Here is a 15,807-nt window from a genome sequence, read left to right as displayed (position 1 = left end):
CTCACCGGTTATTGATAGGTTATCGTGAGCGTGGCTGACGCATTTGCCGCACCTGACTCCACGGTGGTTAACGTCTGGTAATAGCGCGCGGTTAACGGGAGCGTCTCCTGTCCTCCCGCAGACTGTTTTAATAACAGGCGACCATTCATTACCAAAGGAGAACCGTTATAAAGTAGCTGAACCCCTACCCCTTTTGCCGTACCGGCATTCCCCTGACCGATTAATGCCATGACGCTGGTATTGGCGCTGTCCGGATTTTGCATACCGCTGAGTGACACACTGATATTGGTGCCGGCACTGCAGGTTAACCCCAGATTTTGCGTATTTTGGGCGCCGGATGGCGTGGTTCCAATAACGGAGCCAAACGATGAGGCCGGAATATCGCCTATCGGGAACGTCAACTGCGCCGTCGTTATCGTGCATGCCAGCGCATTAATTGTGCCGTCAGTTAACTGGACCGTCAGACCGTCACGATAAACACCGTCACTTCCCTGAAGCGCCACGGTTCCGATAACGCCCGGCGTTAAAGCGCCCGACGTTACCGGGCCGGTCACCACCAGCTCAACTTTTCCACCAAACCAATCTACATACGACGTCACCGCGTTATACGAAAACGTGTAAACCGGGTTTTCGAAATAATTCCCCGAGGAAAAGCGAATACCAATACCGCTGACATTGGTGGCATAAACATGGTTACCGTAGCTGCTCAGGTTCCCATTGTTATATCGCATACTGAATCCCAGCATCAGCGGGTTAGAGCATCCCGTTAAATAGGTTCCCGTTGATGAGGCGGCGCGAGAAAAAATAATGGTGCCCACGGGGGCATCACGCTGCACGTTAATCGTGCCCACAGATATCGTCGATATTTGCGGCGTGATGGTTGTACAGGTGCCGGCACGGGCGCTATTCCACCCGCTCAGTAAACAGAGCAGGATCAGAGATAAAGCAAATTTCATTTTTAACCTTCCTGGCGGCAAAGCGCGTTAACGTCGGTTATTCCGCCGTAGGTGGGTTGTGCAGGCAGGCTAAACTGCGCGCGGCACTGCTGACCGGGTTGATTTCCCCAGGTTGCCACGATTTCTCCCTGCCCGGGCAGTCCCGTTAAATAGACCTGACCACGGTCGCCCACAATAAAGCTGCTGTTGCTGTCGCCTTTGAGCGTGACGACCGCACCAAACGGAACGGCATACTGCCCGTCGGACAGGGTCATTAACACCCGGCGCCCGATTTTAGACACATAATCGGCTTCCACTATCGCCCCGCGGGTCGGTGTTACGGTGCGCGTATTAATCTCAAGCTCCACGTCATCCGGCATAGTTTCCGGCTCAAGAGTGATGTCGTTTTTTCGGTATACCGACAGATTGTTAACCACCGTATACCCGCGGTAATCCGTACGAACCCCGGGTTGATTGCGAATATCGACACCGTGTGCACCCGGCGCTTTCACCAGGATATTGGTTTCACCGAGCGGCTGCGAAAGCGTGATGCCGTCACGGTGAGCAATGACGCCCCCCTGCAACCCGTAATTCAGGCGCTCGCTGTGTTTGTCGTAGCTGTAGCCCGCGACAATTTCGCCATAGGTGCCTTTATAGTCGCCGTTCAGGTTGCCGGTATTTCCCGTGCCCTGTGTGCCATAACCTTGCTGCACGTTCCAGTTCAGGGCACTGTTTTCCAGAGACACGCCGTTCAGCCCGACCACGTGCGTCGTGCCGTTGTGCTTACTGGCGTTCATGCCATAGTTAGCCCAGGTACGCGGCAAGAATTTGTCCAACGGTACGCTGACGTTAAAGGCCAGCAACCGATCGTGGTCCGCGTTTTGTGCGCTCCCGCGTCCATTCTTGCTGTAGGTCCAGGTCAAACCGTAACTGACGTTGTTCCAGTCATTGTTATAGCCCACGCTCCAGGAGGCCATCGCCTGACCAGAATTCCAGTAATCTTCGCGTGCGGCGCTGAGCGTCAGTGAACCCAGCGCGCCGCCCAGCGTCTGGCTCATGGTCAGTTCAGCACGGTTACGCCGCCGGTCCTGCAGGGCGCTGCTGTCGCCGTAGGAATCCAGCACGTCCTGCATCCCGTAATAGCCACGGGTTGAATATCGGTATCCCGCAATTGAAAAGTTTGTCCCGGTCTTCGCCATATTTTTGCTGTAACGCGCGCGCAAGGACTGACCGGATGTTTTGTCGGTGTTATTCGGCGTTGACCAGGCCTGGGTCACGTCGGCAGAGATCGCGCCGATATTCCCCATGTTTTTACCGATGCCAAACGCCACTGAACGGTATTTATCAGCCCCCTGCATCCCACCGTAAAGGGTGATGCCGTGCTGAATCCCATAAATACCGGTGATTTGACCAAAAGACGTTTTCTCCACGCGGCTGTTGTAGGCGCGATACTGCCCGGCCGTCACCGCATACTTCAGTCGTCCTTCCCGCTGCAGGACCGGCAGCGAGGCATAAGGCAGCGTGAAATGCTGCTCACTCCCGTCAGCCTCTTTGATGGTCACATCCAGATCGCCTGCGCCGCCGGTGGGATACATGTCCGAGATTTCAAACGCGCCTGGCGCCACGTAGCTCTGATAAATTTGATAACCATTCTGGCGGACCACCACCTGCGCATTGGTTCGCGCGATGCCGCGGACCACGGGCGCATAACCTTTAAGAGAGTCCGGCAGCATGTCATCATCCGAGGCCAGTTGACCGCCGCGAAATGGCATACTGTCGAAAACATCCGCCGGTGCGGTACTGTCCCCGATAATCAGCTGTGCTTTCAGCGGAATAACGGCGCGCTGCGCATAGGTATACACGTTGTCCCACCGATCCTCACCGGTGGAATCCCGTGACCAGGTGGTGTAATTACGTAAGCGCCACGGCCCGATATTGACCCCGGGGCGCAGGTTGGCGTACTGGCTATCATTCTGGCTGCCACGAGTGTTCTTCGCCCACGCGTTTGCGCCGCTCAGACTGTAATTAAGCATGGCGGCATTAATCCCCTCATCCCACATTTCTGGCGGAACCGCGTCCCTGGCTGGCAGGTCGATGGCGGCCTGAGGAATGCTGATCACCAGCCGCTGTGCGCCAAACTGAAAATCGCTACTGGCCTGCGGGATCGCCTGAAGGTTTGCGCATTCACCGTTGTTCGCCGCCAGCTGCGGGAAAAGCGTGGTTCTTACGCCCCACTGTTTTAACTGGTCAAGACTCAGGCACGGTCGGAGGACGTCATTGCCCTTTTCGTCTTTTACTGCAGTAAAGGTGATATCGCGGGTCGCCATTAGCTGGTCATCAAGAACAATATCGACGTGATAGGTGCCGGGTGCCTGCGATCCGGATTCAAATGCCGATAAATCCGTTCTCCCTCTTCCTGGATTATCAAGTTCAACCAGTTCGGCATTAAATGTCTCACCGGCAAAAAGCGCCTGCGATGAACCTGCAAGTATTAATCCGATCACTGTCGCCAGGGGTGCAGGTCGAGCCCGAAAATAGTGTATTGCCATCGCTTTTAACTCATTTATGACAGGCAATGCCCGCGTTTCACCGGTTATAAGGTTGCCTGATGCGCGCCCCCAGGGCTGCCGAAGTCATTAATCACTTTAAACGTCAGTACACTGCCGCTGGCCCCCTGCGGTAACGTGAAACGGACTGAGCCACCGGGTAAGACATACGACACGTCATCGATTTTTTTACCCCCAAGGGTGATTTCATTAAAATTGATGACATACGCGGTCGGGTTATTAACCTGAAGTTCATTCCCGGTTCTGCGCCAGCGTAATTGACTGGCCTGTTCGTCAGGCGTGGACGCGTGCAGCTCAGCGGGCCGATAAATCAGTTTGATACGCGTTTTAACCGCAATTTGTAATGCGTTCATCTGCGTTGAGGCAGACGGAATCGCTTTAATATTCAGCCAAAATAAACTTTCCCGATCCTGAGGCAGTGCTCCCGTCATCACGATGCGCTCAACGTTTTTTTGCCCGCCATCCAGACGATACAAAGGCGGCGTAATAATAAAAGGCACCTTGCCTGACGCCCCTTCCTGCGCGTCGATCCATGACTGAATTAAATACGGCGTACCATCAGGGTTATTCACACTGAGTGACGTTTCCTTTTTAGCGCCATCAAAAATAATGCGCGTACCACCAATAATGACGCCGGCATGAGCCGTTGACAGCATCAGAGATAACAACGCTGTTGCCAGTAAAGGGGTTCTGAAAAAATACATTCTGTTCCTCATCAAATTGGGGGCCGGGGCGGCCCCGACGTTCAGGCAAAAGAGCTAGTTATAAACCACCGAGAAGTTGGCGACAGAATTCGCCGGGCCCGCCGTGACGCTGGCCGTGGTCGAAATATACTGGGCATAGAAATTGAGCGTATTGTCTGCGGAGCTGCTGAGCATGTAGGTGTAACCATTGCTGCCATGCAGAGGCAGGTCGGCTTTATCCGCGGTCATCAGGTTGATCGCCACGCCCGTTGCAGCACCCGCCACGGAGGTGTCAATTGCCAGAAGATTGCTATTAGACGCATCCGGAGTACCGTCAAAGCGCACTTTGGCATTCGTGACCGAGACCGGACAGTTTTTCAAAATAATATCGAATTTCGTTGCCGCGGTTCTCGCCCCCGTCGCGGTAAACTCTGTTTTATAATAATCCCCAAGTACAACCACCTGGTTCTGCGATGCCACATCAACATCACAGGCAGAATCCAGAATATTTCCGTTAAAATTAACGGTACCTGCAGCGGCAAACGCATTGGCCATTGTCAGTACGGAACCTGCTGCGATCGTTGCCAGAAGAAGTGTTTTTTTCATCATGCTATATCCTGTATCACTTTATTTATTATTAACATTCAGACAAAAAGACGCGTCGGTTTTTTCACCCGCTTAATGTTTTGTCTTTTACAGACAGCAGCAAAAAAATGAAATAACTTTATTTCATTAAACGTCTGAAGACGCATATGACTTGCTGTCGATGAAATAAAATTTATACAACTCCGTTGACGTCGACAATCATTTTCGGAGTCTTTCCGTAGACCCGTAATTAACAAAAATAAAACATTGTAAATAAGGAATGCCTTATGCATATAACAGGCAGTCTATTAATAGACCGGGGTGTTAAGATCATTAAATTCAAAATGTTAGTCAGGATAATATTGAAAGTCTACTTTTAGACCTGTGCTGCATATTCCCGTAGTCGCTGTTTTTTAAGATAATTCTCTACGCCGGTCACCCATGATCGCAATGAAAGCAGTGGAGCACCTTATGAACACGCGAATGACAGCGGTCCTCACCGATGTAAAATCTACCGTACTGGATTTAAAGCCGTATGCCCATATTGATAAGTTAATCAGTACTGTGCTGCCTTTTACGGAAAGGCATATTCTCGCGAAAGGCGAAATTATTCAGTATCACAATAATGATGTTCGCCTCTGTTTTTTGCTGTTACACGGCAGCGTTGCGCTGCATCGTCGTGGCGATGGTATTGTTTTAAACTCAGAATCCTCACCTTTTATTCTGGGTGTCAGCAGCCAGTTCTCCTCTGAACATCTGTACGTCAGAGCGCTTGAAACCTCAGAAATAGCGCATGTCTCTCTGGATAATTTTAATAAGATCGTGGCGGAAAAAAACTTATGGGAACACTTTTCAAAACTACTCATCTATACCGCCTCCCGGGTATACGAGCACTGCGCGCAAATATCGCAGATGTCAGCCTATGACATTATCCGGTTTCAGCTGGTCGAACTGATGCAGGAGCCAGAAGCCGTACGGAAAAACATCACGGCGGCAGCGTATATCAAGAGTCGAACCTACCTTTCACGCAGTGGGATTATGCGTATTCTCGCGGAACTGCGTACCGGAAAGTACATCACGATGGAGCGTGGCGTGCTGCTGGAAATCCGTCATTTACCACGTAAATACTGATTGGCCTCGTGTTTACGATAAGGAGTAACGCTATAATCAGGGGGGTTATCGCTACGGGTTATAGGTTATGTCCTCTACTGAAAAAACGCATCGTGGTTCTCCTCACGCGCGAGAACTGATTTCATTCCTGCAACCCTACTGTACCACGCGCAATGTTGCTCCCGGCGAACAGCTGGATCTCCAGGTGAATGGCCAGAGCGTGTGCTATTTGATCCTCGAAGGCACCGTTGCTATCTACCGCAGAAGCGACAACATGATGCTCACCACCGCACGTAGCCCGGCGCTTTTTGGCCTCGCCAATCTGACAGACATCTACTTCAATGATTATCTTAAAACCGTGACTCCCTGCCTGACGGGTATGCTTACCACCGCTCAGGTAGAAGCCGTTATCAAAGAGAATGGGTTATGGGGGTTGTTGTCTAAGCACCTGATGTTTGTTTATAACCGGCTATACAATAATGTGATGCCTCAGGGCGCGCCCACGGCCTATGAGATGATTCGCCAGCAATTGATAAAGCTGATGGATGAAGATGAGAGTTATCGCAACGCCATCACCGCAGAGCGGTATATTCGCGAAAAAACCCAGCTGTCGCGCAGCGGGGTGATGCGTATTCTGGCGGATTTGAAAACAGGCGGGTTCATTGAGATAGAAGATGGCAGGCTCGTTAAAATCAATAAACTGCCTGCCCGGTACTGAATGTCAGATACAAAAAAGACCGCTGACGCGGCCTTTTTTTTACTGTCACGATCAATGGACGTGAACGCCCAACCGCCAGGCAAAGTAGATCTCTTCTTTAAGCTCATTTGAAGAGAGCGCCAGCAAATCTGTGAACTCCAGTTCAAGCTGTTTCAGCTTTTTCAGGTACTGCGCCGGAGACAGGTTGCTTTTATCACGACGTAAATATTCAATTGCCAGCTGTGTTGGGGTTATTTCAGTATCCATGATGTCCTCGCTTATGTACAAAACCTGACCAGTATATCACAAGAGGCTGGCTAGTTTTTGACCAAAGGCAAAACATCTGAAAACTTTACACGACCGCCGTCGTCAGTCGCGACGAGCAGCAGAGCCGATCCTGCTCGTCAAGAATGTCAATCTGCCACACCTGATGGCGGCTACCGGCGTGTAGCGTGCGACAAACGCCGCGCACCCGTCCACTTCTCACCGAGCGAATATGGTTCGCATTCACCTCCAGCCCGACGACTTTTTGCTCCCCTTCGGTGCAAAGATAGCCCGCCACGGACCCCAGGGTTTCGGCCAGCACGACGGATGCGCCGCCGTGCAATAAACCAAACGGCTGATGCGTGCGATGATCGACAGGCATCGTGGCCTCCAGTTCATCCTCGCCAATACGCGTGAACTGAATGTCCAGCAGCCCTACCATATTCCCCTCGCCCATGGCATTCAGCGCCTGCAGCGTCACGGCTCGTTTCCAGATCATCCAATTATCTCCAGTAAGGCCTGTAATGGGTGACGCACCCCGTTCCCTTCAACCCGTTTCACCTGGCTTCGGCAGGAGTAGCCCGTAGCCAGACAGCGGTTCCTCGGCAAACGCTGCATCGCCTGATGCCACGACAACTCATAGATACCGAGCGAGTTCGCGTGGTTTTTCACTTCGTGCCCGTAGGTACCTGCCATGCCACAGCAGCCCACGTTGACGCTCTCAAGCTTCGCCCCGAAGCGGGCAAAGATAGACGCCCACTGCGCCGGGGCGCCCGGCAGTGCCGTCACTTCCGTGCAGTGACCGAACAGATACCACGATTCACCGCTCACATCCTTCACGGTCGCCTGTTGCAGCGCCGCCGGCAGCCACTCGTGCACCAGCATGACGTGGAAATCACCGCGTTGCTCCCCCAGCGTCTGCTTATACTCATCGCGGTAGCAGAGCACCAGCGCCGGATCGACACCGACCATCGGCATCCCTAGCTGCGCCACCCGGTTGAGGAAGTCAGCGGTTTTCCGCGCCGTTTTCGCAAAACGGGTAAGGAAACCTTTAATGTGCTGCGCTTTGCCGTTTGGTGAGAACGGCAGTACCACCGGCTGATAGCCTAGTTTTTCTACCAGACGGATAAAATCGGCTACCACCTGGGCATCGTAGTAGCTGGTAAACGGATCCTGCACCACCAGCACCACATTGGCTTTCTGCTCAGGGGTCAGCGCCTCAAGCTGCTCCAGCGTCATGTTCGCCGAGCGGTGCCCCACGAGCTGACGCTGTAGCGAAGGGACTGACAGCAGCGGCAGGTCCACCATCCCGATATGTTTTTCGGAAAGCTTTCGCACCAGCGGCTGATTGATGAAGAAGTTAAAGGTCTTCGGCGCACGCGCCATCAGCGGGGCATAGCTCTCCACCGTCGCCACCAGATGGTCACGCATTGGACGCAGATAGCGGGTATGGTAAAGCTGCAGGAAGCGTGAGCGAAACTCCGGCACATCAATCTTGATCGGACACTGGGTTGAGCAGGCTTTACAGGCCAGGCAGCCGGACATGGCCTCCTTCACCTCGTGGGAGAAATCATACTCGCCTTTGTTCGCATGCCAGCTGTTGCGGGTACGTTCAATCAGCGAGCGCAGACTGGCGCGTTTTTCCGGTAATTCCTGTTCCAGCTTCAGCGGATCAACCCCGCGGTCGGCCAGCAGACGCAGCCATTCGCGGACCAGCGTTGCCCGGCCTTTGGGCGAGTGAATGCGGTTACTGGTAATTTTCATCGACGGGCACATTGGGCTTTTCACGTCGAAGTTGAAACACAGACCGTTACCGTTACACTCCATTGCACCACGCCAGGAGGCGCGCACCGCAATCGGGATTTGTCTGTCATAGGTGCCGCGCTTGACGGCATCCACCTGCAGCATTGGGGCATCGACGCCCTCTGGCGGGCAAATTTTACCCGGGTTGAGACGGTTATCCGGATCGAATGCCGCTTTGACCTTACGCAGTTCAGCGTAGAGCGCTTCACCGAAGAACGCCGGGCTGTACTCCGCGCGGAACCCTTTCCCGTGTTCTCCCCAGAGCAGACCGCCATATTTCGCGGTCAACGCCACCACATCGTCGGAGATCTGCTTCATCAGGATCTCCTGCTGCGGATCGCACATGTCCAGCGCAGGACGCACGTGCAGCACCCCGGCATCCACGTGGCCGAACATGCCGTAGCTCAGACCGTGGCTGTCCAGCAGGGCGCGGAACTCAACGATGTAATCCGCCAGATGCTCAGGCGGGACGCAGGTGTCTTCAGCAAAGGGAATCGGTTTTGCAGCCCCCTTCGCGTTGCCCAGCAGCCCCACCGCTTTTTTACGCATCGCGTAAATACGCTCAATGCCGGAGAGTTCGCTGCAAAGCTGCCAGCCAATCACCCCACCTTCGCCTGCTGCAATCAGTTCGTCCAGCCGCTGACAGAGCGTGGTGACCTGGCTTTCAATCAGCGCTTCGTCATCGCCGGCAAATTCAACGATGTTGAGACCCAACATCTCTTTATCAGGTACATCGGTGATAAGCTCACTCACCGAGTGCCAGACGATGTCTTCCCGAGCCAGATTAAGCACTTTAGAGTCGACGGTTTCCACCGACAGCGCCCGCGCGTCAACCATAAAGGGCGCATTTCGCAGGGCAGAATCGAAGGAGTTGTATTTGACGTTCACCAGCCGACGCACTTTCGGCAGCGGCGTAATGTCCAGCCGCGCCTCGGTAATAAATGCCAGCGTCCCTTCGGAGCCGGTCAGCACGCGGGTTAAATCAAACTGCGTCAGGTCATCGTTAAAGACATGACGCAGATCGTAGCCGGTTAAGAAGCGGTTCAGTTTAGGGAATTTGTCGAGGATCAGCTGGCGGTTATCGCGACAGCGCTCAAGCACGGTGCGGTAAATCCGTCCGTTGGCCGTGTTGTCTTTACCCAGCGTTTCCGCCAGTTCTACCGGCATCGGCTGGGTATCCAGGATATCGCCGCCCAGCAGCACCGCACGCACGCCAAGAACGTGATCGGAGGTTTTACCGTAGACCAGCGACCCCTGCCCGGAGGCATCGGTGTTAATCATCCCACCGATTGTCGCACGGTTGCTGGTAGAGAGCTCGGGGGCAAAGAAGTAACCATAAGGCTTGAGGTACTGGTTAAGCTGATCTTTGATGACGCCCGCTTCGACACGCACCCATCCTTCTTCGGGATTGATCTCAATGATGCGGTTCATATAGCGCGACATATCAATGATGATGCCCTGGTTCAGCGCCTGACCATTGGTGCCGGTGCCGCCGCCGCGTGGCGTGAACACCAGCGAGGTAAATCGCTCCTGCGTTGCCAGTCGCGCAATAAGCGCCACATCGGCCGTTGAACGGGGAAACACGACTGCATCGGGAAGAAGCTGGTAGATACTGTTGTCGGTCGCCATTGTCAGCCTGTCGGCATAATGTGTGGCGGTATCCCCTGTAAAACCCTGTTGCTCCAGTGCCTGCAAAAAATTAAGCACCAGCTGAACGACGCCAGGTGCCTGAGAAATCTGTGGGATCATTACTGTCGACCCTAATTAGAGGTGTGAAATCGTTTGCGTGTATCGTAAAAGTTTTATCACATTTTTTTCTTATACGCTCTGCAGAATTACAGGCAGAATTCGCCTGTCAAAAATCGCTGAAATCATTAATGATTAGAGAATCGCGGTTTTCCGTTCCCGCCAGCCACGCTGGTGTTCAATTAAGGAAAGTTTCATTTATGGTCAATCTTCGCCAGCCCAGGGATGTTGCGCAAATTTTGCTGTCGGTGCTGTTCCTGGCCCTCATGATTATTGCGTGTTTGTGGATCGTTCAACCCTTCATTCTCGGCTTCGCCTGGGCTGCAACCGTTGTGGTTGCCACCTGGCCTTTACTGTTACGGTTGCAGAAACTGCTCTTCGGACGTCGTGGGCTGGCGGTCCTGGTGATGACGTTGCTGTTGTTCCTGCTGTTCATTATTCCCGTTGCGCTGCTGGTCAACAGCCTTGTCGACTCCAGCGGCCCGGTGATTCGCGCCGTGACCAGTGGCGATCTGACGCCGCCGGATCTCGCCTGGCTTAACAGCATTCCGGTTGTTGGCGCAAAACTTTACAGCGGCTGGCATGGCCTGCTGGAGATGGGTGGCAGCGCCCTGATGGCGAAAGTGCGCCCGTATATTGGCACCACCACCACCTGGTTTGTGGGTCAGGCGGCGCACATTGGCCGCTTTATGATGCACTGTACGCTGATGCTGGTCTTTAGCGCCCTGCTGTACTGGCGCGGTGAGCAGGTGGCATTAGGCGTTCGTCATTTTGCCACTCGCCTGGCGGGCAAACGGGGTGATGCCGCGGTTCTGCTGGCGGCGCAGGCCGTGCGCGCGGTTGCGCTTGGCGTCGTGGTAACGGCGCTGGTTCAGGCGGTGCTGGGCGGTATTGGTCTTGCGATTTCTGGCGTGCCGTACGCCACCGTCTTCACCGTGGTCATGCTGATGACCTGCCTTGCGCAACTGGGTCCGTTGCTGGTGCTGGTACCCAGCATTATCTGGCTGTACTGGACCGGAGATACCACGTGGGGCACCGTTCTGCTGGTCTGGAGCTGCGTGGTCGGCACCATGGATAACGTTATTCGTCCCATCCTTATTCGCATGGGCGCAGACCTGCCGCTGATCCTTATTCTCTCAGGCGTAATTGGTGGATTGATTGCCTTTGGGATGATTGGTCTGTTTATTGGTCCGGTGCTTCTGGCCGTGACCTGGCGTCTGTTCTCCGCCTGGGTGCACGAAATCCCGCCTCCGGGAACGGACCCGGACGTGATTTTGAGCGAACTGGAAGAGCTGGAAGATAAGAACAAGCAGTAATGGACAGGCCGGGTAACGCAGTCGCGTACCCGGCCTACATATTCCCCTTCAATACTTAAACGTTGCTTAAGTATTTATTCGTTGCGCACTGGTCAGACCCGCTATAACGGCTCTAAGTCCCCTATTAACCTCAAGAAATCTTTACGTCTCTTTAACTATTGAGACGAATCTGATCGACGCTAAAAGCTGACATGCCTACTATTAGGACACGGTTATAAATCAACACCTTGATTTATAAGCATGGAAATCCCCTGAGTGAAACAACGAATTGCTGTGTGTAGTCTTTGCCCATCTCCCACGATGGGCTTTTTTTTATCCTGGTTACGCGCGGCTGACGTCACAGGTGCTAAGCATCCGCCATTCCGTTGACAATACACGGGTTTCCCCGGTCACATTGACCGTCACCACCTCGCGAATATCCCCCGACGATGCACCAATCTGCAGCTCAAATTCACCCGGTTCGACGATCCGTTTGCCATCACGACGGGTAAAGTTGAACATCTCAACGGGCAACGTAAAGGTGAGCGTGGCGGTTTCACCCGGTGAGAGCGTGACGCGCTGGAACGCCTTCAACTCCTGCAATGGCCGCACCTGCGTGGCGACGTTATCCCGGACATAGACCTGTACCACCTCGCTGCCGCTGCGCTCACCGGTATTGGTGATATCCAGGCTTACGACCACCTCGCCGTCGATCGGAACGCGGGGTTCAGCCACGCGCGCCGTTCCCCAGCTAAACTGCGTCCAGCCGAGACCGAAGCCAAAGGGATAGCGGGAGCCGAAATGGAAAGCGAACGGTGTGCCGCCACTTTTGAGCTTGTGGTTGTAGTAATAGGGCATTGCTCCCGCGCTTTTCGGCACGCTGACCACCAGACGTCCCTGCGGTTCAGCGCGGCCCGTTAATACATCCGCAATCGCCCAGCCGCCCTCCTGCCCTGGCGCCCAGGCCATCATCAGCGCGGCGACGTTATCTTCCAGCCCCTGAAGGTTGTAAGGCCTCCCGCCGGTCATGACCACGATAACCGGCTTGCCGGTGGCCACCAGCGCAGCCAGCAATTGTTGCTGTACGCCCGGCAGATTCAGAGAGTCGGTATCAGAGCCCTCCCCGACGGTTCCGCTCTGGAATAGCCCGGCGAGATCGCCAACGCAGGCCACCACCACGTCACTCTCCTGTGCGGCTTTCACGGCTTCAGGGATCAGGTCGGTACGCTGCGAAACCGGAGATTGCTGCATGGGTTTACCGCCGCTGTCACCCGGAAACACCGGCGCACCCGCCATCCGTTTTTCGATAATGTGACAGCCTTTGGCATAACGTACCCGCGAGGCCCCCAGATACTGCTCGAGCGCCGCGCGCGGTGTCGTGACCTGCGAGGTCTCTTCCACCATGTCGCTAATAATTAAGTGCACCGGAAAACTGTAACCGCTGAGGAGCGCCAGCGGATCGTCTGCCGTTGGCCCGACGACCGCCACGCGAGGGTTGCCGCCGAGGGGCAAAATGCCGTTATTCTCAAGCAGCGTCAGCGAACGGGTCGCCACTTCCCTTGCAACCTGACGCGTTGCCTCATTTTGCAAATCGATGCCCTGTTCATCGGCATACGGTTTTTCAAACAAGCCAAGACGGAATTTTTCGGTCAGGACGCGTGCCACTATTTCATCGACTTTCGCCATGGAAATCAGTCCGCGCTCAACGGCTTGTGCCAGATGACGCGCGCAGTCATCTTTTGGTAGTTCGACATCCAGCCCGGCATTGAAGGCCAGCGCTGCAGATTCGGCGGCATCGTGCGAGATGCCATGATGCTGGTGCAGCAGGCTCACGCCGCCGTAGTCCGCAACGATGATCCCATCGAACCCCCACTGTTCACGCAGCACGGTTGTCATCAGGAAGTGGTCGCTGTGTCCGGGCTGGTTATCGATATCGTGATAGGCAGGCATCACCGAACCGGCATTGGCCAGCTTCACCGCCATCTCAAACGGCAGCAGGAAGGTGTCGTTCAGTTCGCTAAAGCCCAGATGCACCGGCGCGTGGTTGCGTGCCCCTTCGCTGAAGGAGTGGCCCACATAATGTTTGAGCGTTGCCAGAAGATCGCGCTTTTCGCCCTGCAAACCCTTTACGTATGCCGTGGCCATCACCCCCACCAGCCACGGGTCTTCTCCGAAGGTCTCTTCGGTGCGTCCCCAGCGAACGTCGCGAGAGACATCCAGCACCGGGGCCAGCCCCTGCTGGCAGCCAACGGAACGTGCTTCTTTGCCAATCTGTTCTGCCGCACGCTGCACCAGCTGCGGATCCCAGGTCGAACCGTAGTTCAGCGACGACGGGAACAGCGTGGCATCTTTGCACAACAGCCCCACCAGGCACTCTTCATGGAACAGCGCCGGAACACCGAGGCGCGTCTCTTCCATCATCATGCGCTGCAGACGGTTAGCGGCACGCACGCCTGTTTTCGCATCAACAATATGGGTGCCCAGTGGACGCGTGATCTGTCCCACCCCCAGTTTCAGCCGTTCGCTAAGCGCAGCCTGTTCGCTCACGCCCGCGAATTCATCGCTCAGATCGCTGCGTTCGCGGTGGTTACCGTTTTCATCGAGGATCAACCAGTAGGCATGCATCTGGGCGAACTTCTCTTCCGGGGTCATGCGTGCCAGTAGGTCGGCGACGCGTTCATGCACGGGACGTCCCGCGTCCTTATAAATCGCAGTCATGTGTTACTCCTGTATTGCGGAATGGGTGGCCGGGGTGAGTTGTCCTGTCTCGTCTCGCACCTCGCGTTTGCTGGCCAGCTCGCGGGCGATGGAATTGACGAGCTTGCTGTTGAGTTTGTAAATGGTCAGCAGCGCGACCATACAGAGGAACAGCACGCAGGGGATGAGGGTGAAGAGCGCATTAATGGTAGAGAGCACGTGCGGTGCCTGGGTTGCCTGACCGGGCGCATAATCCACCATCCCGAGAACCCAACCGACCACCGCCCCGCCCAGCGCCAGACCAAATTTGATGGCAAACAGCGCGGTAGAAAAGACCAGACCATCCAGACGACGGCCGCTGCGATGCTCCTCATAATCGACCACATCAGAGAACATGGTCCACTGCAGCGGCGTGGTCAGGTTCTGAATAAAGCTAAAGATAATGTTGAGGCCAAAAATCAGCCAGATCTGCGAAGGCGGCAGGAAGAAAATCAGCGCGCCGAAAATCACGAAGGAAATAATGGTCCACTGATAGGCGCGGACGCGGTCAAATTTCCCCAACAGACGTTCAGATAATAATGCCCCCGTTAAGGACGCTACCATCCCGGAAACAATAAAGGCAAATACCAGCTCCGGGCGCAGAAGCACATATTTCACGTAATACATGGTGGCAGAACCACGCGTCACCACTGCGGTTAACAGCAAAATATTAAACAGGAAAACAATTCGCCACTGGCTATTTCCGGCCAGCAGTTTTAAATCGCCGATCATCGAACCCGAGGTGTCATTGCGCGGGGAATAACGCTCGCGGGTCATCAGGAAACAGCAGAAGAAGAGAATAATACCCAGCAGGCCCATCATGCTCATGGCATAGAAATAGCCTTTCTGAACGTTGCCCTGGCCTAACAGCGAGACCAGCGGTAAGGCGATCACCGTCACAATCAACCCGCCGATGAACGACAGGCCGAAGCGCCAGGACTGCAGCGAGTGACGCTCACGCGGATCCAGCGTCAGCGCCCCGGGCATGGCGCAATACGGGACGTTAATCGCGGAATAAATAAGGCTTAAGATGGCGTAAGTAAAGCAGGCATAGACGATTTTCGCCGTCGGCCCGACGTCCGGTACATAGAAGGTGATAAGGCAGCTTACGCCAAATGGGATGGCAAACCACAATAGCCAGGGACGAAAGCGACCGTGCCGCGTCTGGGTGCGGTCGACCAGCGCGCCGATGCAAGGGTCGACAAAAGCATCCACCACGCGCACCACTAAAAACATGGTTCCCATGATGGCCGCCGGCAAACCGAAAACATCCGTATAGAAATAGGCGAGAAATAAGGTTGCCGTTTGCCAGACCAGCGCACTGGCCATATCACCTAAGCCATAACCTATTTTATCTTTGGTACGCAATACAGAGGAGATTGTCAT

The 15,807-nt window shown here is 54.6% G+C and carries 12 protein-coding genes and 1 other RNA gene; 4 read left to right on the top strand and 9 right to left on the bottom strand.

The window, feature by feature from the left end; translation table 11 throughout:
- Window positions 1-8: 8 nt before the first annotated feature.
- From L462_RS18010 to L462_RS18025, 4 genes are read right to left on the bottom strand one after another with little or no spacing between them, the layout of a single operon-like run.
- Window positions 9-956 (bottom strand): fimbrial protein, encoded by a 948-nt coding sequence (locus tag L462_RS18010; RefSeq protein ID WP_032677995.1) that lies wholly within the window; start codon window positions 954-956, stop codon window positions 9-11.
- A 2-nt stretch (window positions 957-958) separates the two neighbouring features.
- Entirely contained in the window at window positions 959-3,484 is a 2,526-nt protein-coding gene (locus tag L462_RS18015; protein WP_032677994.1) for a fimbria/pilus outer membrane usher protein, read from the bottom strand.
- 44 nt (window positions 3,485-3,528) lie between these two features.
- Window positions 3,529-4,206: a fimbrial biogenesis chaperone gene (locus L462_RS18020; RefSeq protein WP_032677993.1), complete on the bottom strand. Its 678-nt coding sequence runs from the start codon at window positions 4,204-4,206 to the stop codon at window positions 3,529-3,531.
- 54 nt (window positions 4,207-4,260) lie between these two features.
- The gene (locus tag L462_RS18025) at window positions 4,261-4,791 is read right to left on the bottom strand and encodes a fimbrial protein (protein ID WP_020884377.1); all 531 of its coding nucleotides are present in this window, start codon (window positions 4,789-4,791) and stop codon (window positions 4,261-4,263) included.
- Window positions 4,792-5,241: 450 nt separating this feature from the next.
- On the opposite strand from L462_RS18025, the gene L462_RS18030 reads away from it, so the two are divergent.
- Complete coding sequence (locus tag L462_RS18030; protein ID WP_020884379.1) at window positions 5,242-5,901, top strand: winged helix-turn-helix transcriptional regulator; 660 nt, start codon at window positions 5,242-5,244, stop codon at window positions 5,899-5,901.
- A gap of 67 nt (window positions 5,902-5,968) precedes the next feature.
- Window positions 5,969-6,598, top strand: coding sequence for a winged helix-turn-helix transcriptional regulator (locus tag L462_RS18035; protein ID WP_032677992.1), 630 nt, complete (start codon window positions 5,969-5,971; stop codon window positions 6,596-6,598).
- A gap of 51 nt (window positions 6,599-6,649) precedes the next feature.
- On the opposite strand, the gene L462_RS18040 is transcribed toward L462_RS18035, so the two are convergent.
- From L462_RS18040 to L462_RS18050, 3 genes are all read right to left on the bottom strand, one after another.
- Window positions 6,650-6,844 carry a YdiH family protein gene (locus L462_RS18040; RefSeq protein WP_003857766.1) on the bottom strand — a complete coding sequence of 65 codons (195 nt, stop codon included), beginning with the start codon at window positions 6,842-6,844 and terminating at the stop codon, window positions 6,650-6,652.
- 85 nt (window positions 6,845-6,929) lie between these two features.
- On the bottom strand, window positions 6,930-7,340 hold the full coding sequence (gene menI, locus L462_RS18045) for a 1,4-dihydroxy-2-naphthoyl-CoA hydrolase (RefSeq protein ID WP_014169720.1): 411 nt from the start codon (window positions 7,338-7,340) through the stop codon (window positions 6,930-6,932).
- Window positions 7,337-10,393, bottom strand: a complete 3,057-nt coding sequence (locus L462_RS18050) for a D-2-hydroxyglutarate dehydrogenase YdiJ (protein WP_032677991.1) — start codon at window positions 10,391-10,393, stop codon at window positions 7,337-7,339. The genes menI and L462_RS18050 overlap by 4 nt, the downstream gene beginning before the upstream one ends.
- Window positions 10,394-10,590: 197 nt before the next feature.
- On the opposite strand from L462_RS18050, the gene ydiK reads away from it, so the two are divergent.
- On the top strand, window positions 10,591-11,706 hold the full coding sequence (gene ydiK / locus L462_RS18055) for an AI-2E family transporter YdiK (protein ID WP_020884383.1): 1,116 nt from the start codon (window positions 10,591-10,593) through the stop codon (window positions 11,704-11,706).
- A gap of 208 nt (window positions 11,707-11,914) precedes the next feature.
- An RNA gene (gene rprA, locus L462_RS24210) (antisense sRNA RprA) lies at window positions 11,915-12,022 on the top strand.
- Window positions 12,023-12,027: 5 nt separating this feature from the next.
- Here the strand turns inward: rprA and L462_RS18060 are convergent.
- Both L462_RS18060 and L462_RS18065 read right to left on the bottom strand, forming a co-directional pair.
- Window positions 12,028-14,403 carry a glycoside hydrolase family 3 N-terminal domain-containing protein gene (locus tag L462_RS18060; RefSeq protein ID WP_032677989.1) on the bottom strand — a complete coding sequence of 792 codons (2,376 nt, stop codon included), beginning with the start codon at window positions 14,401-14,403 and terminating at the stop codon, window positions 12,028-12,030.
- A gap of 3 nt (window positions 14,404-14,406) precedes the next feature.
- The gene (locus L462_RS18065) at window positions 14,407-15,807 is read right to left on the bottom strand and encodes an MFS transporter (RefSeq protein WP_014169716.1); all 1,401 of its coding nucleotides are present in this window, start codon (window positions 15,805-15,807) and stop codon (window positions 14,407-14,409) included.

The sequence above is a fragment of the Enterobacter sp. BIDMC 26 genome, assembly GCF_000534435.1.
GTDB lineage: Bacteria > Pseudomonadota > Gammaproteobacteria > Enterobacterales > Enterobacteriaceae > Enterobacter > Enterobacter ludwigii.
This window is presented reverse-complemented; position numbering and strand designations above follow the sequence as displayed.